Here is a 22,436-nt window from a genome sequence, read left to right on the forward strand (position 1 = left end):
AAGTGCAGTCACGTCAGGTCAGGCCCCGAGATTGGCGAGCATGAGATAAGCGAGCTTGGCGGTTTCCGGCGTCGGCCGGAGCGGATCGACGGCGATGCGCGGCTGGGCCTTGCCGCCCAGTTGGGCGAGCGTCGTCTGCACCCATTGGCGGTCGCCACCCAGTGCGCCATTCCCGGGGATGACGTCGCCGCCATCGGTCGACAGCACGGCGCGGAATGCGTCGAGCCCGTCACCGGCACCGCCCAGGCTGTCCGAGGCGAGGCCCGTGGCACCGCCAGCGGCGGCACCGCGATCGAGCTTGCCGGCGAGCCGCTGATAGATGTCGGCCAGCGAACGCGGCTGGCCGTTCGATGCATAGAAGATACTGCGATTGGCGTGGGCAGCCGCCGGAAACAGGCTGGCGCCGCTGCGGCCCGGTGTCTGCTCCATCGCGGTCAGGAACGAGCGTGCACCGCCCAGCCCCAGAAAATGCGCCATATACAGGTCGGTGCCGGTCGCGGCACGGCCGAGCGAGGATTCGAGCGCAGCCTTGTTGTCGGCAGCATGGGCCGCCGCCATCAGCGCTGATGCCTGGGGATCCTTGCGCAGGTTGAGAATGGCCGAGCGCGTTTCCGGATCGTCGACGACGTAGCGGCCGCCGGCGGTCTGGCGGATGCTGTTCGCCGCCCATGCCATGCCGTGCTCGGCGCCGTGCTGCTTCACCACCGCCAGCCAGCTCTGGCTGACGAACTGGTACAGGCCGGTCGCCGACGAGGTGCCGGCGCGCGCATCGGCACGCATCCCGCTCTCCACCTGGGCCTGCCCGAGCAGATAGTCGAAATCGATCCCGGTCTTGCGGCTTGCATCGGCAATTGCCGACTGCACCGTCGCCCTGTTGCTGACCGAAGTAACGCTCATCGATCCCCGATCCGATTGTCCCTGTTACGAAGAACAATCAGCAAAGACCGTGCCAATTTGTGCAGACATGAAAAAGGGGGATTCGGCAGGCGGTGCGCGAGCCGTAATCCCCCTTCTCACCCCTCCCGTTCGGGAAGCGGCTCAGGCAATCGCATAGCCTCCGGGCCGATAGGCCGGGGCGGCATTGCCGGAAAGAATTTGCAGGCGGCGGCGAACATTTGCCGCCATCAGGTTCACATAGATGCGGCAGGTCTCGTTCAGCCGATGCGCCTCGGCGGCCAGCGCCTTCACTTCGGCTGACGGCGCCTCGCCATCGTGCAGGGCGACGACGTCCAGCCCCTTGATCTTCGCGCTGGTAGCGGCTTCGAGACCAGCGATATCGTTCGCCTTCAGCGCCGCGATCTCTGCGTGCAGCGCCTCGATCACCGTTACCAGGGCATCACGCCTTGTCATTGCCGGTCCAGTCCAGTTTGAGCGCGAGCAGCCGGTCGGCGATGGTCGACGGCACGAGCGGGAACCGCCCATCCTGAATCGCCTTGCGGATCCGCGCGACGTGATCGGTGTCGACCGGCGCCTGCGCAGCCATCGACTGCGACAAGGACGAGGCCGTCGTCTCGACCGTGTTCGTCTGCTTTTCGGCAGGCTTTACCCGGCCGGCGCTGGTAGCAGCGACGACCGGCACGCTTCCACGATCAATGATCGTGCCTGCCTTGATGCCGATGGAGTCAACCATTCCCTGCATTCCCGAATCTTTCCCGACGCCCCTAGGAACGGCGGAAGCATCGGCAGCTTTAGGAAAATTTTCATTCGCCGAAGCCGGGCACACGCACCCGGCCGGGTTCCACAGCAATCGCCTGAATCGGCGAACGCTGGTCGTCGATCCTAACCAGAACACGCGCGCCCGGCGCGGCATCTCCCATCGCCACGCCGTCGCGGCTGACGGAAAAGCCCTCTGCGGCAGCCTCCACGGTCACCGGATCGCCACGCCGGATCACGGGCTCGGCCTTTACGGCCGGCGCGGCCGCGGCCGCAGCTACCGGGCGAGCCTTGGCGACGACGTTCACTGGCACGTACAGGCGCCAGACAGGCGACAGGCAGCGGACCAGCACGGCGTCCTGCGCCTCGTTGCGCCATTCGAGCTGCGGCGCGGCACAGGCGGCAAGCTTCAGGCGCGGATCGACCGGCGCGCGAGCGCCGCCGGGCTCGCCAATCGCATGACCGGTGAACTCCGCCACGATCGAGTCGAGCAGGGTCGTCGACTGGAAATTGGCTGCGGTCAGCAGCGCGGCGATCAACAGCATCGAATGTCTCCGTCCATCATTTCGGGCCGGCAAGGCCCGGTTGCCGGCCGGCAAAATCTTGCCGGCCACCATCATAGCCCAAGGTAAGCACCGCGCGGCGCTGGCCGCGCGACGTGGAAAGCTGAATTCGGTCGGCCGGCACCGCACCGGCACGGATCAGCGCCGCCGCAACGGCGCGGGCGCGATCGGCGGCGAGTAGTTCGGCGCTGCGGCTTGCAGGGTCGACATCGACGGCACTGCCATCGGTTTCGCCGGTGATGTGCAGCCGGGTACGCGGGTCGCGCGTCGCGGTACGCGCCCAAGCCATCAGCGGCGCGATCCCGCCCGGGGCGGCACTGCCGGGCTCAAACCCGCCCGCCACTGCCAGATCGACCGGCATTGCCTGTGTGGCAGCGGCAGGCGCGACGAATCCCGCGCGCAACCGCGCTGCAAGGGCACGCGGATCGCCTTCATTCGCCTTAAGGTACACGAAAAAGCCGACGAGCAGCAGCGACAAGTCTGCCAGCGTCATCAGCCAGATCGGCCGGCGCGGGCTATCGTCGTCATCAAAGGTCATGCAGCGATCTCGCGCAAGTCGTGGCGGCTGGGCTCCAGCGTGCCCAACAGCGCCAGCGGCGCTTCCAGTCGCGTACGTTCCTGCGCCTCGTGCCGGGCCTGGCGCTTCAGCCGGCTGGCGATCGGCAGTGCAACGAGGTTCGCCAGCAGCGCACCGTAGAGCGTGGCCAAGAGCGCTACTGCCATGGCCCCGCCGATCGCGGAACTGTCGCGCATCGTCGCGAACATCTGGACCAGCCCGACCAGCGTGCCGACCATACCCATGGCGGGCGCGGTCTCGGCGGCGGCCTGCCACACATCGAAGGCTGCCTTGTGCCGGGCGTAGCGCGCCTGTCGCAGATGGTGCAGCAGCGCCGCAATCTCCGCGCCCGAGGCGCCGTCCACCGCAGCGGCGGCAGCGGCGGCCATGTCGCGATCGGCGATGACCGAACGGTCCAGCGCGATAAGCCCGTGCCGGCGCGCGATGCGCGTGAGTGCGTGGCTCTGTTCGATCAGCGGCTCGACGCGGAAATTGCGCCGCGGCAGGCACCGCAGCGCCAGCAATGCCCGCGCGAGATCGCCCGCAGGCGTGCGCAACACCACCGCGAGGGCAGTGCCGCCACCGACGATTCCCGCCGCGACGGGATCGAGAAACGGCATCAGGCTGGGCAGCATAAGGTCCATGGCCGCATCCCTAGCAAGGCACGGGCCAGTTTGCGGACCGCTGCGCCGCTTGCGGCAATGCCTCCGACAGCGCGGCAGCCCATTGCCGCCGCCCGGCAAGATCTTGCCGTCCGGCCATAAACAGAGCGGCCGACTACGCTCGCGACCCCTCATGCGCAGAATTGGCACGCCCTTTGCTTCCCATTCCTGCAAACCTCTGTGCGGGAGACTGGCACGATGACAGACAACAGCCTTTTCGGCGTACACGGCGCGGCACTTGCCCTGCGTTCGCAGCGCATGGGCCTGCTGGCATCGAACATCGCCAATGCGTCTACGCCCGGTTACAAGGCGCGCGACATCGACTTCCAGACGGCGCTGGCGGCAGTCGAGCAGCCGGGCGGATCGATCGACGCGGCCGTCGATGGCGCGACGCTCTATCGCGTGCCGCTGCAGCCGAGCCAGGACGGCAACACTGTCGAACTGGCCACCGAGCAGACCGCGTTCGCCGAAAATGCCGTCGCCTATCAGACGACACTCAGCTTTCTCAACGGGCGGATCAACGAGATCACCCGCGCACTGAAGGGAGAATAAGCGATGGGGGACCAGCCGCTTTCGATCTTCCAGGTTTCCGGCCGCGCGATGAGCGCGCAACTCCTGCGGATGAACACCACCGCGTCGAACCTGGCCAATGCCGGCACCGTCGCCTCCAGCGCGGGCGCTGCCTATCGCTCGATCAAGCCGGTGTTCCGCACCGCCTTCGACGAGGCGAGCGGCATGTCGACCGTAGACGTCGAGCAGGTGGTGAACGCCGGTGCCGCACCGGAGATGCGCCACGATCCCGGCAACCCCATGGCCGACAAGGACGGCAACGTCTGGGTGAGCAATGTCGATGAGACGCAGGAGCTGGTCGACATGATGGAGACCTCCCGCACCTACCAAAACAATGTCGAAGTGATGCAGACAGCCAAGTCGCTGATCCTCGACACCCTCAAACTGGGTCGTTGATCATGAGCACAAGTTTCGACACCACACTGGCCAGCCTGGGCATCCAGCGCACCGGGGCAAGCACCAGCAACACAACCAGCAACACCACCGCCAACAACAGCGGCATGCTGGACCAGACGGCCTTCCTGAAGCTGCTGACCACCCAGTTGCAGAACCAGGATCCCACGGCGCCCGCCGACACCAACCAGATGGTGACGCAGATGGCCGAAATCACCAGCGCCTCGAGCAGCAGCAGCATGAGCTCGACGCTGAAGGCGATCCAGACCCAGCTTGCGGGCGGCAGCACCAGCGACGCGCTGAGCTTCGTCGGCAAGAATGTGCTGACCGAAGGCAACACCGCCTATGCCCGCACCAGCGGTGGCATCGCCGGCGCGGTCGAGCTGGGCAGCGCCGCCAATTCGGTCCAGGTCACGATCCAGTCTGCAAGCGGCGCTACGCTGAAGACGATCAATCTGGGTCCGCAGAACGGCGGCACCGTCAATTATGACTGGGACGGCACCACCGATGGCGGCAGCGCAGCCGGCAACGGACCGTTCACGGTCAACATCACCGCCACCGGTACCAATGGCAGCGTCGCCGCCAAGTCGCTGGTCTGGGCGCCCGTGTCGTCGGTGTCGCTCTCTTCGGGCAACACCCCCACGCTCAACGTACTCGGCCTCGGCCAGGTCGCCACCTCGGCCGTGCGCCAGGTCGGCTAACCCGCATTTTCAGGAGTAGCATCGATGTCCTTCTTCACTTCGCTCAGCGGGCTCCAGGCCGCCCAGACCGATATGGCGACGATTTCCAACAACCTCGCCAATGCCTCGACCAACGGCTTCAAGAAGAGCACGACCGAGTTCGCGGACGTGATCGCGTCGACTTCGTCGAGCAATCCGAACATGATGGTCGGATCGGGCACCGCCGTGAAGTCGATCAAGCAGTCGTTCGAGCAGGGCGGGTTCAAATCCTCTTCCTCGGCGCTCGACCTGGCGATTTCGGGCGACGGCTTTTTCATGGTGAAGGGCACCGGCACCAGCGGCGACATTTCCTATACCCGCGACGGCAGCTTCACGGTCGACAGCAACCGCTATGTCACCGATTCGGCCGGCAACCAGTTGCTGGTGTCTCCGGTTGACGGCAGCGGCGCCGTGAGCGCTACCGGACTCGATGCCGCAATTCCGCTGCAGCTGCCGGACACCAGCGGTTCGCCCAAGGCGACGTCGAAGGTTTCGCTGGGGATTGCACTTTCGACGAGCGCAGTCGCGCCGGCATCGTCCGCCGCATTCCAGGGCAAGACCTATGCCTTCGACCGGACCGATCCGAACAGCTACAATTTCAGCAGCCAGACGACGATCTACGACGCGAGCGGCAATCCTTCGACGCTGACCAACTATTATGTCCGCCAGCCTTCGACAGCGACCGACGGCTCGTCGAGCTGGAACGTGTACAGCTTTGTCGGCGACAAGCAGCTCGATTCCGGCAGCAACGCAGCCAGCCCGATGCCGGTAACGCTCAACTTCGACACCACCGGCACCATTACCAGCCCGACCGGAGCGGTCACGCTGAACGGCTTCTCGCCGAACGGCACGAGCGCCAACCAGCCGATCGCGATCGACTTCACCAAGAGCGCCGCGACCGCCTCTGCGTTCAGCGTTGCCTCGCGCAGCCAGGACGGCAGCGCCGTCGGCCGCTTCCAGAGCGTGACCGTGGACCAGGATGGTTCGGTCAAGGCGGCATTTTCGAATGGCGACACCAAAATCTTGGGCAAAGTGGTGCTGGCGACCTTCGACAACCCTTCGGGTTTGCGCCAGCTCGGCAATTCGAAATGGGCCGCCACCGGCCTTTCGGGTCAGCCCAAGACCGGCGTGGCGGGCGATGGCGGCTTCGGCTCGCTGATGTCGGGTGCGATCGAACAGTCGAACGTCGACATGACCGAAGAACTGGTCGACCTGATCGCGGCACAGCGCAACTATCAGGCCAATGCGAAGGCGCTCGATACCGAGAACCAGATTTCGCAGACCATCTTCAACATGCGTAGCTGAGCCGGGTCCTGAGGGGGAATTAGGCCATGGACAAGCTCGTCTATACTGCCCTGTCGGGGATGCGCAGCCAGATGGCGGCGCAGTCGGCGATCGCCAACAACATCGCCAACGCGTCGACCACCGGCTTCCGCGCCGAGCGGATCAATTTCGATCGGCTGGTGCTCCAGGGCCAGGGCATGCAGACGCGCGAATTCTCGTCGGGCGAAGTCGAGGATTTCGATCGCAATGCCGGCGCCGTCATCCAGACCGCGCGTCCGCTCGACATCGCCGTGTCGGGCGATGCCTGGATCGGCGTGCAGGCAAGCGACGGCAGCGAGGCCTATACTCGCCGCGGCGATCTGAACGTCGCGCCGTCCGGCATGCTGGAGACGGGCGATGGTCACCCGGTAATGGGCTCGACCGGGCCGATCACCCTGCCTCCCTATGATTCGGTCGCGATCGCCGCCGACGGAACGGTGACGATCGTCCCGCAGGGATCGAAGCCCGGCCAGGAGGCGCAGGTCGTCGACAAGATCAAGCTGGTCAGCACGCAAGGCAGCCAGACTGCCAAGGGCACCGACAATCTGCTGCATGTAAAGGGCGGCGGCGTGCTGCCCGACGACATGGAAGCGCGCGTCCAGTCGGGCGCGCTCGAACAATCCAACGTCAATCTCACGCAGGCCCTCGTCGACATGATCGAGAACCAGCGCGGCTACGAAGTGCAGGCCAACCTGCTGAAGGAAGCCAAGAGCATGGACGAAAGCTCCGCATCCGTGATGCGGATGAACGATTAAGGGGAACTGGACCATGGGTACCGCCGCCATGCACATCGCGCGCACCGGGCTTGACGCCCAGGACATGCGCATGCGGGTGATTTCGAACAACCTGGCGAACGTGAACACGACTGCGTTCAAGCGCGATCGTGCTTCGTTCGAGACGCTGGCCTATCAGGTGATGACCGCACCGGGCAGCGCCTCCACCGCCGAAACCAAATATGCCACCGGCACCAATCTGGGCACCGGCGTGAAGATCCAGGGCACCGCCCGCATCGACACGCAAGGCTCGCTCCAGACCACCGGCAACGCGCTCGATCTGGCGCTGGACGGCAATGGTTATTTCCAGGTGCAGTTGCCGGGCGGCCAGCTCGGCTACACCCGCGCCGGCAATTTCTCGCGTTCGCCGGAAGGGCAGCTTGTCACCAGCGAAGGCTATCAGGTGATGCCCGGTATCACCATTCCCGAAGGCGCCACCTCGATCACCATCGGCACCGACGGCACGGTTTCGGCCAGCATGCCGGGCCAGACCCAGCCCACGTCGGTGGGGCAGATCCAGGTCGCCAACTTTCCGAACGCCGCCGGGCTGCAGGCGACCGGTGACAATTACCTGATCGAAACCAGCGCTAGCGGCGCCGTATCGATGGGCGTTCCCGGCCAGGACGGTCGCGGCAATGTCCGCCAGGGCATGCTCGAAGGCTCGAACGTCAACGTGGTCGAAGAGCTGGTCGACATGATCGAAACCCAGCGTGCCTATGAGGTCAATTCGAAGATGATCTCGGCCACCGACGAGATGGAAAAATATGTCAACCAGAACATTTGACGCGCGGCGCATGCGCGCTTTTGCGGTCGGCGCCGCCGCCGCCTTGCTGGTCAGCGCAGCACCGGCCGAAGCCCAGTTTCTGGGCATCGGCAAGAAGAAGGTGCACGAGGACTTCTCGGCGACCTTGCCGGCTGCCCAGCCGGTGCGCGCGCCCGCCAATGGCGGCATCTTCCAGGCCGATCAGGGCTATGCCGCGCTCTACGAGGGGCAGCGCGCCCGGCGCGTCGGCGATCCGCTGACGATCGTGCTGGTCGAGCACACCAGTGCGTCGAAGTCGGCAAGCTCCAAGCTGGACAGCAGCGGCGGCATGTCGCTGACGCCGCCTTCCACCGGCGCCTTGTCGCTGTTCAAGCCGACCGATGCGACGGCCAGCGGTGCGCGCAATTTCACCGGTACCGGCGCGGCCGACCAGTCGAACGCCCTGTCGGGCGAAATCAGCGTGACGGTCGCAGCCGTCTATCCCAATGGCACGATGCTGGTGCAGGGGCAGAAGCGCGTTACGCTCAATCGCGGCGACGAATATATCCAGATCAAGGGTCTGGTGCGTCCCGCCGACATCGATGCCAACAACCGCATCGAATCGACCCGCGTCGCCGATGCCCGCATTGCCTATACCGGCAAGGGCGATGTCGCCCGCGCCAGCCGCCAGGGCTGGCTCAGCCGCTTCTTCAGCGTGATCAGCCCCTTCTGATGCGGAGCGTCGCCATGATCCGTCTTGCCCTTGCCCTGCTCGCGGCGCTGTTCCTTGCCCAGCCTGCCATGGCGCAGCGGGTGAAGGATCTCGGCAGCTTCCAGGGTATCCGTTCGAACCAGTTGACCGGCTACGGCGTCGTCGTCGGTCTGCCTGGCACGGGCGACGACAATCTCGACTACACCGTCCAGTCGATGAAGGGCGTCGCCTCGCGCTTCGGACTGCAACTGCCGGAAGGCGTGGCACCGGGCCTGAAGAATGCCGCCGTGGTGATGGTGACGGCCGAGCTGCCCCCCTTTGCAAAGCCGGGGCAGAAGCTCGACATCACCGTATCGTCGATGGGCAAGGCCAAGTCGCTGCGCGGCGGCACGCTGATCCTCACGCCCTTGCAGGGTGCAGACGGCCAGATCTATGCGATGGCACAGGGCAATCTGGCCGTCGGCGGGCTGGGCGCGGAAGGCGCCGACGGCTCGAAGATCGTCGTCAACGTGCCCTCGAGCGGCCGAATTCCCGAAGGCGCCACGGTCGAACGCCAGGTCGATACCGGATTCGATCGCTCGCCCTATCTTACCTTCAACCTCGCCAGCGCCGATTTCACCACGGCACAGCGCGTCCAGGACGCGATCAATGCCCGCTTCGGCCCCGGCCACGCCAAGGCGATCGATGGCGTGTCGATTGCGGTACAGGCGCCCCCCGGCGCCGATGTCCGCACCGAGATCATGAGCGCGATCGAGAATTTGACGGTCGAGGCCGCCGAGGCGCCCGCCCGCGTGATCGTCAATGCTCGCACCGGCACCGTGGTGATCAACTCGGCGGTGCGCGTCAGCCCTGCCGCAGTCACACATGGTAAACTTACTGTTAGGATTGATGAGGCACAAAGGGTCAGCCAACCCACGCCGTTCAGCAAGGGTGAGACTGCGCTCGAAAAGCATAGCAGCCTCGCGGTCGAAGAAGAGAGGCGCCCGATGTTCCTGCTGGCCCCAGGCCCGAAACTGGCAGATGTTGTGAAGGCGGTGAACGCGATCGGTGCGTCTCCGGCTGACCTGGTCGCTATTCTCGAGGCGCTGAAAGAAGCCGGCGCGCTCAAGGCCGAGTTGATCGTCCTGTGAGCGGCGGGATCGACAAGGTCGCCGCAGGCGCCGGCATATCGCTCGACACGTCGCGGCTGGCGTCGAAGGACAATCTCAAGGCGGCCGGCCAGAAGTTCGAAGCGATCTTCACCGGCATGATGCTGAAGTCGATGCGCGCCGCCAAGCTGGGCGACGGGCTTTTCGACAACAGCGCCAGCCAGCAGTTCCGCGACATGCAGGACCAGCAGCTCGCCAAGTCGATGGCCGAACACGCGCCGATCGGCATCGGCAAGGCGCTGACCGAATTTCTCGCCAAATCGGCGGCCGGCCAGCAATCGCTGGGCGCTGACGGCGGAGCGGAGAAAGGGAAATGAGCGACCTGCTGTCGATCGGCGCCTCGGGCGTGCGCGCCTATCAGACGGCGCTCTCGACCACGTCCGAGAACATCGCCAATGCGGCCACGCCGGGCTATGCCCGGCGCACCGTCGCGCTGAGCGAACTCGCCGCATCGAACCAAGCAGGCATCAAGACTCTCAACGGCTTCGGGGTCACCACCACCGGCGTCCAGCGCTCGGCGGACGATTATCGCGCTGCCGATGTCCGTACTACCGGTGCCGATCTGGCGCGTACCGAAACCGGCGCCGCCTGGCTGCAGCGGATCGACAGCGCATTGAGCGGCAACGCGCTGGGCGACCGGCTGACGGCCTTTTTCGGCTCCGCGACGTCGCTGGCCGCCGACCCCACTTCCTCTGCCGCACGTTCGACGATGCTGGAAAATGCGCAGGGCGTAGCCACTGCCTTCACCGCCACCGGCAGCGCGCTGGACGCAGCAGCAACCGATCTCGATTCGACTGCCGACGCAGCGACCACCCAGCTCAACGGCCTCACCTCCTCGCTCGCGACCGTCAATGTTGCGCTGGGACGGACCGCGCCGGGCAGTGCCAACGCCGCGTCCCTGCTCGACCAGCGCGACCAGATCCTCGAATCGATGAGCGCGATCACCGATGTGTCGGTCAGTTTCGACGACGCCGGCCGCGCAACCGTGCGGGGCGGCGATACGAGCGGGCCGATCCTGGTCCAGAACGACAGCGCCGCCACCGTCACCTATGTACACGGCGACAGCGGCACCGTTTCCTACGCCGTGCATCGCGACGACAGTCTTTCGGCGCTGACCCCCGGCGGCGGCGCCCTGGCCGGCTTTGCCGAAGCGGCGCAGCGCATCCAGGACGCCCGCACCGCCGTCAACATCCAGGCGCAAAACTTCGCCAGCGGCGTCAATGCCGTCCAGGCGGCGGGACAGGATCTGTCCGGCCAGACCGGGCAACCGATGTTCGCGATTGGCAATCCGCCGTCGAAGCTCAGCCTGGCGCTTACCGATCCCAACGGCATCGCCGCAGCGGCACCCGGCGGCGGTGCGCGCGACAACAGCAACCTGCAGGGCCTCGCGACGCTGCGCAGCACCGGCAATGTCGAAGGCGCGATCAGCAATCTTACCGCCAGCAACGGTGCCGCGCTTGCCGCCAAGCAGCAGGTCGCGAGCGCCCAGTCGGCTATCCACGACAATGCCGTCAGCGCGCGCGATTCGGTTTCCGGCGTCAACACCGACGAAGAAGCCGTCAGTCTGATCCAGTTCCAGCAGGCCTATCAGGCATCGAGCCGCGTGATCCAGATGGCGCGCGACACGCTGCAATCCATTCTCGACATCCGGTGACCGCCATGACGATGCGCGTTTCGACCAGCCAGATATACAGCAGCTCGCTGCAGCGGATGACGCAGCTCAACAGCGATCTGAACCAGCTCCAGACCCAGATTTCGACGGGCAAGAAAGTCGATGGCGCTGCCGACGACCCCGCCGGCTATCTGCGGCTGCAGGGGCTGAACCAAGCGGATTCCGACAGCACCGCTTATGGTGCAAACATCAATCTGGCGCAGAGCGTCGTCAGCCAGGGCGACACGGCGCTGGCCAGCATCCAGACGGCGCTGCAACAGGCGCAGGAGCTGGCTACCCAGGCCGCCAACGGCACGCTCGGCGATTCGGATCGCGCGGCGATGGCCAACCAGCTCGATTCGATTCGCGACTCGCTCTACAGCCTGGCCAACACCAAGGATGTGCGCGGCCAGCCCCTGTTCGGCGGCGCCAGCGGCGACACTGCCTATACCAAGGCAGCCGACGGGACGATCCACTATGCCGGCACCGGCACCCCGCCGCCTATTCCGATCGGCGACGGAGATTCCGTCCAGACCAGCGTGAGCGGGCCGCAGGTCTTTGCTGCCGGCAACGGCCAGGACATGTTCGCGCTGCTCGGCAGTCTTTCGGCTGCACTGCGTACCGGCGGCAGCGGCGCAGCGCAGGCGGCCAGCGATGCGCTGACCGGGCTGACCACAGCGCAGGACAATGTCACGGCAGGCCGCGCCTCGCTCGGTGCGCGCGGCGCGCGACTGAAGCTGTCGGAGCAGCAGTTGACCGATGCCGGGACCGCACGCACCGCCGAACGCTCCTCGATCCAGGATACCGACATCACCACTGCCGTGACCGAACTGCAGAAGACGATGACGGTATTGCAGGCCACCCAGTCGACCTTCACCAAGCTCACCAGCCTGTCGCTGTTCGATTATCTCAAGTGAGCGGACGCCGCATTGCGCGGCATGAAGGTAACAACCAGTTAACCATCATTCCCCGCTAAACCGGCTCAAGAACGCGACGAAAGTGCCGTTAACCGAAGCAGAATTGCTCGCGGGCGACTAGGGGAAAAGGAAGCGCATGTATCCGCTGATTGGTCTGGTCGTTTTGCTGGGCATGGTGTTCGGGGGGTTCACGATCACCGGGGGCGCGCTGGGTCCCGTGATGGAGGCGATACCCCATGAAATGCTGATTATCGGCGGCGCCGCAGTCGGCGCGCTGATCATCGGCAATTCCATGGCGGAGCTGAAGGCGCTGGGGGGCGGCCTAGGCAAGGTCTTCAAGGGGCCGAAGTACAAGAAGCAGGACTATCTCGACGCGATCTTCCTCGTCTCCAAGCTGATGAAGATGCTGCGCACCGAAGGCCCGATTGCGCTGGAGCCGCATGTCGAGGATCCCAAATCCTCGGCCATCTTCGCCGAATATCCGCGCCTGCTGGCCGACCATACGCTCGTAAACCTGATCGCCGACACGCTGCGGCTGGTCGTCGTGTCGTCGGGCACGCTCGACGTGCACGCGGTCGAAGAGGTGATGGACAACGCGATCAAGACCCACCACCACGAGGTGCAGGGTCCGCAGACCACGCTACAATCGCTGGGCGATGCGTTGCCGGCACTGGGCATCGTCGCCGCCGTGCTGGGCGTGGTGAAGACGATGGGTTCGATCGACAAGCCCCCGTCGGTGCTGGGCGGCATGATCGGTTCGGCGCTGGTCGGCACCTTCATGGGCGTGCTGCTCGCCTATGGCATCGTCGCGCCGCTCGCCGGCCGGCTGCAGCAGGTGATCGATGCCGACGCGGCGATCTATCACACGGTGAAGCAGATCATCATCGCGTCGCTCCACGGCCATCCGCAGCCGCTGGTGATCGAGGCTGCGCGCTCGGGCATCGCCCACGCCAACCAGCCCGGCTTTGCGGAGGTTTTTGACGGCCTGCGCGGCCGCTGAGCGAAGGGACGCTGAATCATGGCCGCCCGCGCGCCGCACGGATCGAACCAGCCACCGAAAATCATCGTCAAGAAGGTGTTCGTTGAAGGCCATGGCGGCCATCATGGCGGCGCCTGGAAAGTCGCCTATGCCGACTTCGTGACGGCGATGATGGCGTTCTTCCTGCTGCTCTGGCTGCTGGGGGCGACCAACGAGAAGCAGCGCAAGGCGCTGGCCGACTATTTCGCGCCCACGCTCGTAGAGTTCAAGCAGAACAGCGCCGGGTCGAACGGCATCATGGGCGGCGACGCGATCAACGCGCAGGACAATTATCCGAACAAGGCGTCGCAGACCGGCACCAAGTCGCTGACGATTCCGGTCGGCGGCGTCGGCGGCAAGGACGTCGGCACCGGTGACAAGGGCACGCTGAAGGACCAGCGTGCGCTGGCCCAGCAGGACCAGAAGAATTTCAACGAGATGAGCAAGCGCATCCAGATGCGGATGCGCTCCAACCCGTCGCTCGCCAAGCTGGCCAAGCATATCCGCTTCGTGCCGACGCGCGAGGGCATGCGGATCGACCTGCTCGACGACGCCAATTATTCGATGTTCGATCTGGGCACCACCGTGCTGGTGCCCGAGGCAAGCACGCTGATCGGCACCATCGCCGAATCGATCGGCGGGCTGGAAAACCCGATCATGATCCGCGGCCATACCGACAGCCTGGGCTATGGCGATCCGCGGACGATGAACAACTGGATGCTGTCGAGCGGCCGCGCCGAGGCGACGCGCCGGCGGCTGCTGGCCGGCGGCGTGCCCGAGGCGCGGTTCGAACGGATCGAGGGCGTCGCCGATCGCGACCCGCTGTTCCCGGACAATCCCGCCGACGCGCGCAATCGCCGGGTTTCGATCACGCTGCTGTACCGTCGCGCGCTGGACAAGGGCGGTATCAGGCCGGCGGGCGCGATGTCGCCAGCCGACATCGCCGCCCGCCCCTGAGCCGTTACAGGAACAGCTTGCGGATGCTCAACATCACCGAGCGGCCCGTAGGATCGAGCAGGTCGGGCTGATAGCTGACCGGCACCTGACCGGTACCGTCGGTCACACGCTGACGGGCATCGAACAGATTGTTGACCGCCAGCGACACCCGCACCCCACGCAGCCAGTGATGGGCGCGGACCAGTTTGAACTGCCGCCCCAGATCGACAAAGGTGCGCAGGTTGAAGGTGGCGAGGCTGCCAAAGTCCAGCCGCCCGGTGGAGCTGGTGCCGCCCAGCACTTCGGTGCTGCTCTGCCATTTCACCCCAAGGCGAACGCCCAGCCCGTCGCGGAAATAGCCGGCCTGCGCGTCAACCTGGTGCGCCGGCTGGCCGCCGCTGCTGCCCGACGCCCCGCCATGGAGGAGATCGAGGATCGGCACGCCGTCGCGGATCTTGATCTGATCCTTGAAATACCAGGTGTGATACAGGCTGAACTGCAACCGCCCCGCCAGCGCGCCGTTCGGGCCGGTAAGCCCGCGACCGCCCCGGAAACCGCCGCCCTGCCCTCCGGGGCCGCCGGGCCCTCCCGGGCCACCTGGTCCTGCGGCGCCACCGGGCGCAGGCGGACCGCCTGCGGGCCTGTCCGGACCGAACATGCTGCCCCCGAACAGCGAACGCGGTGGCTGGTTCTGCCCCGGCGCCCCCGGCTGACCAGCTGGGCCCTGGCCGAAATTGCGGGCGCTGCCTTCGGGCGGCAGCGGGTTACCGGTCCGCGCCGCTTCGGCGCGCTGCGCCTCGCGCTGGGCGCGCATCGCCGCGATACGCTTTTCGAGCGACGATTTGATCGGCACCGAGAAGTTGAAACCCCAGCGCAATTGCTGGGTGTCGACGCTCGCGAAATTGACGGCGCGCTGATCGACGCTCACCAGATCGCCATCGACATCGCGCACGAAACGGTCCGGGAAAGCGGCCTCGACCGCCGCCGTCGCCGCCGGCAGGCTGGAGATCGCATTGCGGATCGTGCTGGTCACATAATCGGCACGGAAGGAGAAATCGGCCTTTTCGAACGGCCGCAGTTCCAGCCCCAATTTCATCACATGGCGGTCGTCGGCTGACAGCAGCGGGTTGCCGCCGCTGATCGTCGTCACATTGACGGTGGTGCCCCGAACATAATCGAACACGCGCACATTGGGCGTGGTGAGCACCGGATCGCCGAGCTGGTTCGCCGAGGGAGCGCCTTCCTGCTGTGTCCAGGACGCGATCAGCCGCACCGGCTTGAACGGCGACCAGTTGACGCCATAGCCGGTCGTCACCAGCGTGCCGAAGTCCGACAGGCGCTGGACGGCGATATTGCCGTTCAGCGTGAGATCGCCGATCGCGCCCAGCACATCCTTGCGCCGGCTGGCAATCGGCACGTCCAGATTTGCCTGGCCGCTGACGGTGTCGCGGGCGACATGGCCGCTGCGGGTGACGAAATCATGCACCGAGCTGCTGTCGAAGCTGCTGGTGCTGGCGCTAACCCGGATACTGGTGGACACCTCGCCCGCCGGCAGATTGAACAGCGGCCCGCGAATCAACCCATCGACGCCGCCACTGTTCGAGGTCGAGCGTCCCCGGTCCGCCGGGGCGACATTGGCCGCTCCGGTATCGGTCAGCGTCCGCGTGCTGGCGCGGTCGTAATTGCCGGTCAGCGACCATTGCCAGTCCTTGCCCAGCGGCAGCCCGTCACCGTTCAGCGTCGCGCCGACATGGGCGGTCAGCTGGCCATTGTCCCGCTGCAGCGGCGCGATACCGTTGCCCACGCTGGTGGTGCCGTCGGGAAGGCCAAGCAATGCCTGACTCTGCTGCATTTCGACGCGCGTGTTGATCGTCGCGCCGATCTTTTCGTTGAGGTTGCGGGCATAGGATCCGTTGATCGCCACATCCTGGCTCGGCGCCACCAGCGTTCGATAGGGCCGCGTATCGACGGTTGTGCCGTTCGCCGAAACGGTCGGACGAATGTCGCGCTCGCTCTCCAGCAGCGCCGAATTGCCCTGATACTGCACGTCGAGATTGACGCGCCGGTCGCGGTTGATCTTCAGGATGTCGGCACTGCCCTGCTGGCTGGAATTGCCGCCGGCAGTCGGCACGCTGCCTTCCAGTTCGCTCGTCAGTGCGCGGAAGCGCTGGCGCAGAACGAAGTTGACCACGCGCTGATCGGCCGAATAGCCGAATTTGAGGGCGACCTCTTCGGGCAGGATGTCGACCCGCTCGATCGCCTCGGTCGGCATGTTGCGAATTTCAGCGAAGCTGGAAATGCGCCGCCCGTTGAGCAGGATGACCGGCGCCTCGCCGCCCCGGCCACGGCTGCTGCCGGTCTGGGGCGCAAGTTCGTTCAACAGATCGGCGACCGAGGAAACGCCATAGGCGCGGATATCTGCCTGGTTCAGCTGGATTTCGGGGGGAATGTCGCTCTTTACCGCGCCGCGCTGCTGCTCGCCGGTAACGACCACTTCCTCAGGTTCGTCGGCCGATTCGGGAATCGCGTGCACGCCGGGCTGCGTTGGCGCGGCCGCGGGCTGCGCCTGCTGCGCATGTACCGCGACCGGGGCAACACCCGCCAACAAACCGATGATCGCGAAACCGCGCTTCGCCATTCCCTACTCCGTCCCTGAACATGATTCGCGGGCCTACGCCCGCCACAAGATGTGTGTCGCCTAGCGTTCTATTGTCGCAAAACTGTGCCAGAAGCGCGGGGAATATCGGGGAAATGCGTCCGATTTCGGAGGAGGCGCCGGCAGACATGCCGGCGATCCATCTGTTTCACTGGTGCGGTCGAGAAGACTCGAACTTCCACGGCCTTTCGGCCACAACGACCTCAACGTTGCGCGTCTACCAGTTCCGCCACGACCGCACGTGAAACTCCGCCGGACGTTGCCAGCGGCTGGTAAGGCAGCGGCCCCTAGCAGAGCGATTTCGGGCTGGCAACCCGCTGCGAACGCTTTCGTACACTGGCGCTTGCGGCTAAGCCGCGCGGGCATGGCCCGCCCCCGACCCCTCCCTCTTGTCGCCGAGGCGCGCCGCATCCTCTCACTGGCCTGGCCGGTGATGCTCACGGGTCTCAACTGGACGATCCTGCACATTACCGACGTGGCGGTGGTCGGGCTTGCCGGTACGCACGAGGTCGCGGCGCTGGGGGCCAGCCGCACCATTACCTTCCCGGGAATTGTGATGGGCATCGGCGCGCTTTCCGGCGTGCTGGTCCTTGTGTCGCGTGCGGACGGCGCGGGCGAAATGCGGAGCACCGGCCGGGTGCTGCACCAGGGGCTTGCCTTTGCCTTGCTGCTCGGGCTGGCCAGCGCGCTCATCCTGTTCCTCGGCGCGACGCCGATGCTCGCGGGCGTCGGCGTCGCCCCCGAAATTGCCGCCGCCTCGGCACAGGTCGTGCGGGTAATGGCGCTCGCCTATCCGTTCCAGATGCTGAGCGTCGCCACCAGCTTCTTTCTGGAAGGCGTCAGCCGGCCCCGACGGGTCGCCGTCGTCAATATCGCGATATTGCCGGTCAATGCGCTGCTCGCCTGGGCGCTGGCGGGCGGTCATCTCGGTCTGCCCGCCTGGGGTGCGACCGGCGCTGCGGCGGCGACCGCCATCGCCTCCGCACTCGGCGCGGCGGGCATGCTCGCCGCTGCCTGGACCTTGCCCGAGGCCGAGGCGCGCGGCATCCGCAGCCTTGCCGGCCTGGCAACGCGCGAAACGATTACCGGAGCCTGGGCGCTGGCGCGGTTCGGCTTTGTGCCGGCGATTGCCTCGGGGCTGGAACTGGTCGGATTTTCACTGCTGATCGCGCTGTCGACGCAGCTCGGCGATGCGACGGCGCATGCTTTCCAGATCGTCTTTTCGGTCCACAACGTCACCTTTGCCGTGGCGCTGGGGCTCGGATCGGCAGCCGGCGTGCGCGTCGGCAATGCGGTGGGCGAAGGTGTGCCGCAGCACGCGCTGGGCCGGACGGCAATCGCCGCCCTCCTAGCCGCATCCGCGACCGGGCTGATGGCGCTGCTGCTACTGTGCTTTCCCGGCGCGGTCGTCGACCTGTTTCCGGCAGCGGGCGAGGTGCACCGGCTGGCCGTGCTCATGCTGATGCTCTGGGCACCGTTCACGCTGTTCGACGGCGTGCAGGTGGTGCTGCTCTATGCGCTACGCTCGCTGGGCGATCAGGTGGTCGCCGGCGTCAACGGTATTATTGCCTTCTTCCTCGTCACCGGCGGACTGGGACTGATCCTCTACCATGCCGGGCTCGGCGCGGCGGCGCTGTCGCTCGCCTCGGGTATCGGCATGCTGGCCGCCGCGCTCCTTCACGGCGCGCGGCTGCTCTTCGTCAGCGGCCGATTTCGCTCGCGAAGCTGAGATGGACCATCTTGGCGCTGGCCGGCACATCGACCTTGGCGCCATTGAACTCGAAGCTCGCCTGTGGATCGAGCGTGCGCACCGCCGGGGAGATCCGCCAGCTATAGACGGTCTTGTCCTGCGCGTCGGTCAGCGCGATGCGGATGTCCGGCACATGCTGGCGATCCTGGGTGGCGTTGAGCACCTTGCCCGACACCATGATCATCCGGCTGCCGGCAGGCGTGGTCTTCAGCTCGACATTTTTGTCGCTGAACAGCAACGGCGTATCGACCGCCCCGCCGATGTTTAGCCCCAGCTGCGCAGCAAGGCCCGGCGCACTGGAATAGAGTATCGCCGTGACGCCCAGCAGCATCGATACGCCGGCGACCAGTGCCGCGATGGTCCAGCGGCGCGCCGGGTTGCGGCGCGGCTTGAACGGCGGCTGGTGCACAAAGGGATCGAAGGCGGGTTCGCCTTCGGGCGCCGGCGCAGCCGCCGGCTCCGCATCGGCAAAGACGCGCGGCGCAACGGATTCCGGCGCCGGCGCTTCCTCGGGAACAGCAGGGGCGGCAGGCGCCTCCATCTCGGGGGCAGGCGCCATTTCGGACGCGGGAGCGCGCGTCGTAAGGTCCATCACCGCAGGGGCCTGGAACCAGCTATACTTGCAATTGGCACAGCGCACGGTGCGTCCGTCCGGCCCGATCGCACTGTCAGGTACCAGGTAACGCGTCCGGCACTGGCTGCATTCCAAAATCATGCCATTGCCTCGTCGGACCGGCTTGCAAAACAGCCGGAAACCGATTCTAGCCCCAACGAATCGGGCCAGCAAGCGTCTTGACGCGCCCGTGCTTGAGCGGGGCCGGCCGCTGTGCGATGGCTGGCGCCACCGGGTCTGGGACGGGAGGGACGGCCGCTTCGCGCATGGCGAATATCGTGCAATTCGAGAATGTCGGCCTGCGCTATGGAACGGGACCGGAAACGCTGTCGGACGTGAGTTTCACGCTTTCGACCGGCGCCTTCTATTTCCTCACCGGGCCGTCCGGCGCCGGCAAGACCTCGCTGCTCAAGCTGCTCTACCTCGCCCAGCGGCCCAGCCGCGGGGTGGTGCGGCTGTTCGGCGAGGATGCCGGGGCGATGCCGCGCCACCGGCTGCCCGGTTTTCGCCGCCGTATCGGCGTGGTGTTCCAGGATTTCCGCCTGCTGCCGCACCTTTCCGCCTATGACAATGTCGCGCTGCCGCTGCGCGTCGCCGGGGTGCGCGAGGCGGACATTGAGGCGCCGGTGCGCGAGATGCTGGCCTGGGTGGGCCTTACCGCGCGCGGCGGGGCAAAGCCGCCGACGCTGTCGGGCGGTGAGCAGCAGCGCATCGCCATCGCCCGCGCCGTGATCGGGCGCCCCGAAATTCTTGTCGCGGACGAACCCACCGGCAACGTCGATCCCGATATGGCGGAACGGCTGCTGCACCTGTTCGATTCGCTCAACCGGCTGGGCACCACCGTCGTGGTCGCGACCCACGACTTCCAGCTGATCAGCCGCATTCCCCATGCGCATATGATGCGGCTGGAAAAGGGCCGGGTGAACGACCCGACCGGCGCGCTGCGCAACCCGCCTGTGTCGCCATGACCGAACCCGCCGCGCTCGACCCTCGCGAATATCGCCTGCTCGACGAAGGGCGGCGCACCCGCGCGATGCGCTGGGTGATGGCGATCATGCTGTTCCTGACCGTGCTGGCCGGTGCACTGGGGCTTGGGATGTTTGGCGCGACGGCGCGGCTGGACCGGTCGCTCGCCGGCCAGTTGACCGTCCAGATCGTCAACCCCGATCCCGCCCGGCGCGACGCGGAGGCGCAGGCGCTGGTCCGCACGCTGGGGGCGACGCAGGGCGTGGTACGCGTGCACGAGGCCGACCGCGCCCGGCTGGCGGAACTGCTCAAGCCCTGGCTGGGCGATGCGGGGCTCGATCCTGACCTGCCGATGCCGGCGATCCTCGATGTCGAGCTGCGCAGCCCGGCCGCCATGCCGGCGGTGACGGCAGCCGTGCAACGCGTCGCGCCGGGCGCGCGGGTCGACCGCAATGCCCAGTGGCTGGCACCGGTGCGGACGCTGCTGACCACGCTGAGCTGGCTGTCGCTGGGACTGATGCTGGTGATTGCGATCGCCACCGCCGGCGTGGTGTTGCTCGCCGCCCGCGCGGGGCTGGACATGCACCGCGACACCATCGAAGTGCTGCATATGCTCGGATCAACCGATGTTCAGGTAGCGCGACTGTTCCAGCGCCGGATTGCAATCGATACCCTCGCCGGCGGGCTGGCGGGCACGGTTGCCGGGCTGGCGCTGGCATGGCTGCTCCAGGCGCGGCTGACGGCGCTGGGATCGGAAATGCTGGCGGGCACGGTGCTTGCTCCATGGGACTGGGCGATCCTCGCGCTGCTGCCGCTGCTGTTCGCCTTGATGGCGACGATCGCGGCGCGGATCGCGGTGCTGCGCGCGCTGGGACGGCAATTGTGATCCGCCGGCTGGCTCAGCTTGCGCTGCTGCTCCTGCTCGCCTGGGCCATCGGGTTCGGCATCTTCATGGCCACGCTGGGCAAGCCGCTGGGTCGGCGCCAGACCGATGCGATCGTCGTGCTGACCGGCGGCCCGGGGCGGCTGGCGCGCGGGCTGGATGCGTTGCGCGACGGCGATGCCCGGCGGATGCTGGTGAGCGGCGTCAATCCCTATGTCCGCCCGCGCGAGCTGGCCGCCCAGTTCCGCGGCGACCGCGCGCTGTTCGCCTGCTGTGTCGATCTCGGCCACGAAGCCGTCGATACCCGATCCAACGCCGAAGAGACGGCGGCATGGGTGCGGCAGCATGGCTATCGCAGCATCCGGCTCGTGACCTCGGACTGGCACATGGCACGCGCGAAGCTGGAGCTGCGCCACCTGCTCCGCGATGTCACGATCGTCGGGGATGCCGTGCGCAGCACGCCCGGCTGGGACATGCTGTTCCGCGAATATCACAAATATCTGGTCCGGCGCGGCGCGATACTGTTGGGGGTGAATTGATGGACCTGGTGCGGACATGGGCCTTCCGGGTCTTTTTCTACGGCTTTTCGGTGGTGATGGTGCTGTGCGCGCCGATCGCGGCGCTGTTCGGACGCAAGGCGCTGCAGGGTCATGCGAATCGCTGGGCCTGGATGCTGCAATGGTCGATCCGCCACATCGTCGGCGCACACATCCGCATCGAAGGGACGATTCCCGCCGGCCCGGCGCTGTTTGCGGGCAAGCATGAAAGCTATTTCGAGGCGCTGGAGCTGACCCGCATGCTCGGCACGCCCGCCACGGTGATGAAGCGCGAACTGACCAGGATCCCGCTCTGGGGCTGGGCGGCAAAGCGCTATGGCGTGATCGTCGTCGACCGCAAGGCGAATGCCGCAGCGCTCCGCAGCATGATGAAGGACGCCAAGGCAGCGCGGGCAGAGGGGCGCTCGGTGCTGATCTTCCCCGAAGGCACGCGCGTCGTCCCCGGCGCCCGGCCGCTGCTGCGTGCCGGCTTTGCGGGCCTGTACCGCATTCTCGACTTGCCGGTGGTGCCGGTGGCGGTGAAGAGCGGGCATGTCTGGCCGCGCAAGGGGCTGATGCGTCGGGGCGAGATCGTCTTCCACTTCGGCGACCCAATACCGCCCGGCCTGCCGCGCCCGGAGATCGAGGCGCGGGTACATGCGGCCATCAACGCGCTGAACTGAACGCGGCAGCCTT

26 protein-coding genes and 1 tRNA gene are annotated in these 22,436 nt (G+C 66.5%); 18 read left to right on the forward strand and 9 right to left on the reverse strand.

Annotated features, from left to right (window positions below):
- Nucleotides 1-18 precede the first annotated feature (18 nt).
- The 6 genes from ACT53M_RS09260 to ACT53M_RS09285 all read right to left on the reverse strand — a co-directional run bounded on the left by ACT53M_RS09260 (nt 19) and on the right by ACT53M_RS09285 (nt 3,416).
- Entirely contained in the window at nt 19-897 is an 879-nt protein-coding gene (locus ACT53M_RS09260) for a lytic transglycosylase domain-containing protein (RefSeq protein ID WP_476232881.1), read from the reverse strand.
- 141 nt (nt 898-1,038) lie between these two features.
- Nucleotides 1,039-1,350 carry a flagellar protein FlgN gene (locus tag ACT53M_RS09265; protein WP_476232883.1) on the reverse strand — a complete coding sequence of 104 codons (312 nt, stop codon included), beginning with the start codon at nt 1,348-1,350 and terminating at the stop codon, nt 1,039-1,041.
- The gene (flgM, locus tag ACT53M_RS09270; RefSeq protein ID WP_476232884.1) at nt 1,337-1,630 is read right to left on the reverse strand and encodes a flagellar biosynthesis anti-sigma factor FlgM; all 294 of its coding nucleotides are present in this window, start codon (nt 1,628-1,630) and stop codon (nt 1,337-1,339) included. Before flgM ends, ACT53M_RS09265 begins: the two co-directional genes overlap by 14 nt.
- A 70-nt stretch (nt 1,631-1,700) precedes the next feature.
- Nucleotides 1,701-2,198, reverse strand: coding sequence for a flagella basal body P-ring formation protein FlgA (locus ACT53M_RS09275; RefSeq protein ID WP_476232885.1), 498 nt, complete (start codon nt 2,196-2,198; stop codon nt 1,701-1,703).
- Between the two features lie 16 nt (nt 2,199-2,214).
- Nucleotides 2,215-2,754 carry a flagellar motor protein MotB gene (locus ACT53M_RS09280; protein ID WP_476232887.1) on the reverse strand — a complete coding sequence of 180 codons (540 nt, stop codon included), beginning with the start codon at nt 2,752-2,754 and terminating at the stop codon, nt 2,215-2,217.
- A complete protein-coding gene (locus tag ACT53M_RS09285; RefSeq protein WP_476232889.1) occupies nt 2,751-3,416 on the reverse strand; it encodes a motility protein A in 666 nt (221 codons plus the stop codon). The genes ACT53M_RS09280 and ACT53M_RS09285 overlap by 4 nt, the downstream gene beginning before the upstream one ends.
- A gap of 216 nt (nt 3,417-3,632) precedes the next feature.
- On the opposite strand from ACT53M_RS09285, the gene flgB reads away from it, so the two are divergent.
- From flgB to ACT53M_RS09350, 13 genes are all read left to right on the forward strand, one after another.
- Nucleotides 3,633-3,986: a flagellar basal body rod protein FlgB gene (gene flgB, locus ACT53M_RS09290; protein ID WP_476232891.1), complete on the forward strand. Its 354-nt coding sequence runs from the start codon at nt 3,633-3,635 to the stop codon at nt 3,984-3,986.
- Between the two features lie 3 nt (nt 3,987-3,989).
- Nucleotides 3,990-4,400: a flagellar basal body rod protein FlgC gene (gene flgC / locus ACT53M_RS09295; RefSeq protein ID WP_476230138.1), complete on the forward strand. Its 411-nt coding sequence runs from the start codon at nt 3,990-3,992 to the stop codon at nt 4,398-4,400.
- 2 nt (nt 4,401-4,402) lie between these two features.
- Nucleotides 4,403-5,098, forward strand: coding sequence for a flagellar hook assembly protein FlgD (locus tag ACT53M_RS09300; RefSeq protein ID WP_476232892.1), 696 nt, complete (start codon nt 4,403-4,405; stop codon nt 5,096-5,098).
- 24 nt (nt 5,099-5,122) lie between these two features.
- Nucleotides 5,123-6,421: a flagellar hook protein FlgE gene (locus tag ACT53M_RS09305; RefSeq protein WP_476232893.1), complete on the forward strand. Its 1,299-nt coding sequence runs from the start codon at nt 5,123-5,125 to the stop codon at nt 6,419-6,421.
- 26 nt (nt 6,422-6,447) lie between these two features.
- Nucleotides 6,448-7,194: a flagellar basal-body rod protein FlgF gene (gene flgF / locus ACT53M_RS09310; RefSeq protein ID WP_476232895.1), complete on the forward strand. Its 747-nt coding sequence runs from the start codon at nt 6,448-6,450 to the stop codon at nt 7,192-7,194.
- A gap of 13 nt (nt 7,195-7,207) precedes the next feature.
- Complete coding sequence (gene flgG, locus ACT53M_RS09315) at nt 7,208-7,996, forward strand: flagellar basal-body rod protein FlgG (protein ID WP_476230134.1); 789 nt, start codon at nt 7,208-7,210, stop codon at nt 7,994-7,996.
- Nucleotides 7,997-8,006: 10 nt separating this feature from the next.
- Nucleotides 8,007-8,687, forward strand: coding sequence for a flagellar basal body L-ring protein FlgH (locus tag ACT53M_RS09320; RefSeq protein WP_476232897.1), 681 nt, complete (start codon nt 8,007-8,009; stop codon nt 8,685-8,687).
- Between the two features lie 14 nt (nt 8,688-8,701).
- Nucleotides 8,702-9,796 (forward strand): flagellar basal body P-ring protein FlgI, encoded by a 1,095-nt coding sequence (locus ACT53M_RS09325; protein ID WP_476230132.1) that lies wholly within the window; start codon nt 8,702-8,704, stop codon nt 9,794-9,796.
- Nucleotides 9,793-10,131, forward strand: coding sequence for a rod-binding protein (locus ACT53M_RS09330; protein WP_476232898.1), 339 nt, complete (start codon nt 9,793-9,795; stop codon nt 10,129-10,131). The genes ACT53M_RS09325 and ACT53M_RS09330 overlap by 4 nt, the downstream gene beginning before the upstream one ends.
- The gene (flgK, locus tag ACT53M_RS09335) at nt 10,128-11,468 is read left to right on the forward strand and encodes a flagellar hook-associated protein FlgK (protein WP_476232899.1); all 1,341 of its coding nucleotides are present in this window, start codon (nt 10,128-10,130) and stop codon (nt 11,466-11,468) included. The genes ACT53M_RS09330 and flgK overlap by 4 nt, the downstream gene beginning before the upstream one ends.
- Nucleotides 11,469-11,473: 5 nt before the next feature.
- A complete protein-coding gene (gene flgL, locus ACT53M_RS09340; RefSeq protein ID WP_476233237.1) occupies nt 11,474-12,382 on the forward strand; it encodes a flagellar hook-associated protein FlgL in 909 nt (302 codons plus the stop codon).
- Nucleotides 12,383-12,518: 136 nt separating this feature from the next.
- Nucleotides 12,519-13,382 carry a flagellar motor stator protein MotA gene (gene motA / locus ACT53M_RS09345; protein WP_476230128.1) on the forward strand — a complete coding sequence of 288 codons (864 nt, stop codon included), beginning with the start codon at nt 12,519-12,521 and terminating at the stop codon, nt 13,380-13,382.
- Between the two features lie 18 nt (nt 13,383-13,400).
- On the forward strand, nt 13,401-14,357 hold the full coding sequence (locus ACT53M_RS09350) for a flagellar motor protein MotB (protein ID WP_476232901.1): 957 nt from the start codon (nt 13,401-13,403) through the stop codon (nt 14,355-14,357).
- A 4-nt stretch (nt 14,358-14,361) separates the two neighbouring features.
- Here the strand turns inward: ACT53M_RS09350 and ACT53M_RS09355 are convergent, their stop codons facing one another.
- Both ACT53M_RS09355 and ACT53M_RS09360 read right to left on the reverse strand, forming a co-directional pair.
- A complete protein-coding gene (locus ACT53M_RS09355) occupies nt 14,362-16,974 on the reverse strand; it encodes a TonB-dependent receptor (protein WP_476232902.1) in 2,613 nt (870 codons plus the stop codon).
- Between the two features lie 170 nt (nt 16,975-17,144).
- Nucleotides 17,145-17,231: transfer RNA gene (locus tag ACT53M_RS09360), tRNA-Leu, on the reverse strand.
- 125 nt (nt 17,232-17,356) lie between these two features.
- Here ACT53M_RS09360 and ACT53M_RS09365 point away from each other — a divergent pair.
- Nucleotides 17,357-18,721, forward strand: a complete 1,365-nt coding sequence (locus ACT53M_RS09365) for an MATE family efflux transporter (protein ID WP_476232904.1) — start codon at nt 17,357-17,359, stop codon at nt 18,719-18,721.
- Here the strand turns inward: ACT53M_RS09365 and ACT53M_RS09370 are convergent.
- Nucleotides 18,693-19,457, reverse strand: coding sequence for an MJ0042-type zinc finger domain-containing protein (locus ACT53M_RS09370; RefSeq protein WP_476232906.1), 765 nt, complete (start codon nt 19,455-19,457; stop codon nt 18,693-18,695). The two genes, ACT53M_RS09365 and ACT53M_RS09370, sit on opposite strands and share 29 nt — an antisense overlap.
- A gap of 164 nt (nt 19,458-19,621) precedes the next feature.
- Here ACT53M_RS09370 and ftsE point away from each other — a divergent pair, with 164 nt between their 5' ends.
- The 4 genes from ftsE to ACT53M_RS09390 are packed head-to-tail and all read left to right on the forward strand — an operon-like array spanning nt 19,622 to nt 22,423.
- Entirely contained in the window at nt 19,622-20,323 is a 702-nt protein-coding gene (ftsE, locus tag ACT53M_RS09375) for a cell division ATP-binding protein FtsE (RefSeq protein WP_476230121.1), read from the forward strand.
- Nucleotides 20,320-21,207, forward strand: coding sequence for a cell division protein FtsX (locus ACT53M_RS09380; protein ID WP_476232908.1), 888 nt, complete (start codon nt 20,320-20,322; stop codon nt 21,205-21,207). The genes ftsE and ACT53M_RS09380 overlap by 4 nt, the downstream gene beginning before the upstream one ends.
- A complete protein-coding gene (locus ACT53M_RS09385) occupies nt 21,204-21,743 on the forward strand; it encodes a YdcF family protein (RefSeq protein WP_476232909.1) in 540 nt (179 codons plus the stop codon). The genes ACT53M_RS09380 and ACT53M_RS09385 overlap by 4 nt, the downstream gene beginning before the upstream one ends.
- Nucleotides 21,743-22,423, forward strand: coding sequence for a lysophospholipid acyltransferase family protein (locus tag ACT53M_RS09390; protein WP_476232911.1), 681 nt, complete (start codon nt 21,743-21,745; stop codon nt 22,421-22,423). The genes ACT53M_RS09385 and ACT53M_RS09390 overlap by 1 nt, the downstream gene beginning before the upstream one ends.
- The last annotated feature ends 13 nt before the right edge of the window (nt 22,424-22,436 follow it).

The sequence above is a fragment of the Sphingomonas sp. DMC6 genome (assembly GCF_056314225.1).

What these genes read in the sequence shown, in the direction of transcription:
- ACT53M_RS09260 (WP_476232881.1), bottom strand. Translation starts at nt 897, where the DNA reads ATGAGCGTTACTTCGGTCAGCAACAGGGCGACGGTGCAGTCGGCAATT.
- ACT53M_RS09265 (WP_476232883.1), bottom strand. Translation starts at nt 1,350, where the DNA reads ATGACAAGGCGTGATGCCCTGGTAACGGTGATCGAGGCGCTGCACGCA.
- flgM (WP_476232884.1), bottom strand. Translation starts at nt 1,630, where the DNA reads ATGGTTGACTCCATCGGCATCAAGGCAGGCACGATCATTGATCGTGGA.
- ACT53M_RS09275 (WP_476232885.1), bottom strand. Translation starts at nt 2,198, where the DNA reads ATGCTGTTGATCGCCGCGCTGCTGACCGCAGCCAATTTCCAGTCGACG.
- ACT53M_RS09280 (WP_476232887.1), bottom strand. Translation starts at nt 2,754, where the DNA reads ATGACCTTTGATGACGACGATAGCCCGCGCCGGCCGATCTGGCTGATG.
- ACT53M_RS09285 (WP_476232889.1), bottom strand. Translation starts at nt 3,416, where the DNA reads ATGGACCTTATGCTGCCCAGCCTGATGCCGTTTCTCGATCCCGTCGCG.
- flgB (WP_476232891.1), top strand. Translation starts at nt 3,633, where the DNA reads ATGACAGACAACAGCCTTTTCGGCGTACACGGCGCGGCACTTGCCCTG.
- flgC (WP_476230138.1), top strand. Translation starts at nt 3,990, where the DNA reads ATGGGGGACCAGCCGCTTTCGATCTTCCAGGTTTCCGGCCGCGCGATG.
- ACT53M_RS09300 (WP_476232892.1), top strand. Translation starts at nt 4,403, where the DNA reads ATGAGCACAAGTTTCGACACCACACTGGCCAGCCTGGGCATCCAGCGC.
- ACT53M_RS09305 (WP_476232893.1), top strand. Translation starts at nt 5,123, where the DNA reads ATGTCCTTCTTCACTTCGCTCAGCGGGCTCCAGGCCGCCCAGACCGAT.
- flgF (WP_476232895.1), top strand. Translation starts at nt 6,448, where the DNA reads ATGGACAAGCTCGTCTATACTGCCCTGTCGGGGATGCGCAGCCAGATG.
- flgG (WP_476230134.1), top strand. Translation starts at nt 7,208, where the DNA reads ATGGGTACCGCCGCCATGCACATCGCGCGCACCGGGCTTGACGCCCAG.
- ACT53M_RS09320 (WP_476232897.1), top strand. Translation starts at nt 8,007, where the DNA reads ATGCGCGCTTTTGCGGTCGGCGCCGCCGCCGCCTTGCTGGTCAGCGCA.
- ACT53M_RS09325 (WP_476230132.1), top strand. Translation starts at nt 8,702, where the DNA reads ATGATCCGTCTTGCCCTTGCCCTGCTCGCGGCGCTGTTCCTTGCCCAG.
- flgK (WP_476232899.1), top strand. Translation starts at nt 10,128, where the DNA reads ATGAGCGACCTGCTGTCGATCGGCGCCTCGGGCGTGCGCGCCTATCAG.
- flgL (WP_476233237.1), top strand. Translation starts at nt 11,474, where the DNA reads ATGACGATGCGCGTTTCGACCAGCCAGATATACAGCAGCTCGCTGCAG.
- motA (WP_476230128.1), top strand. Translation starts at nt 12,519, where the DNA reads ATGTATCCGCTGATTGGTCTGGTCGTTTTGCTGGGCATGGTGTTCGGG.
- ACT53M_RS09350 (WP_476232901.1), top strand. Translation starts at nt 13,401, where the DNA reads ATGGCCGCCCGCGCGCCGCACGGATCGAACCAGCCACCGAAAATCATC.
- ACT53M_RS09355 (WP_476232902.1), bottom strand. Translation starts at nt 16,974, where the DNA reads ATGGCGAAGCGCGGTTTCGCGATCATCGGTTTGTTGGCGGGTGTTGCC.
- ACT53M_RS09365 (WP_476232904.1), top strand. Translation starts at nt 17,357, where the DNA reads ATGGCCCGCCCCCGACCCCTCCCTCTTGTCGCCGAGGCGCGCCGCATC.
- ACT53M_RS09370 (WP_476232906.1), bottom strand. Translation starts at nt 19,457, where the DNA reads ATGATTTTGGAATGCAGCCAGTGCCGGACGCGTTACCTGGTACCTGAC.
- ftsE (WP_476230121.1), top strand. Translation starts at nt 19,622, where the DNA reads ATGGCGAATATCGTGCAATTCGAGAATGTCGGCCTGCGCTATGGAACG.
- ACT53M_RS09380 (WP_476232908.1), top strand. Translation starts at nt 20,320, where the DNA reads ATGACCGAACCCGCCGCGCTCGACCCTCGCGAATATCGCCTGCTCGAC.
- ACT53M_RS09390 (WP_476232911.1), top strand. Translation starts at nt 21,743, where the DNA reads ATGGACCTGGTGCGGACATGGGCCTTCCGGGTCTTTTTCTACGGCTTT.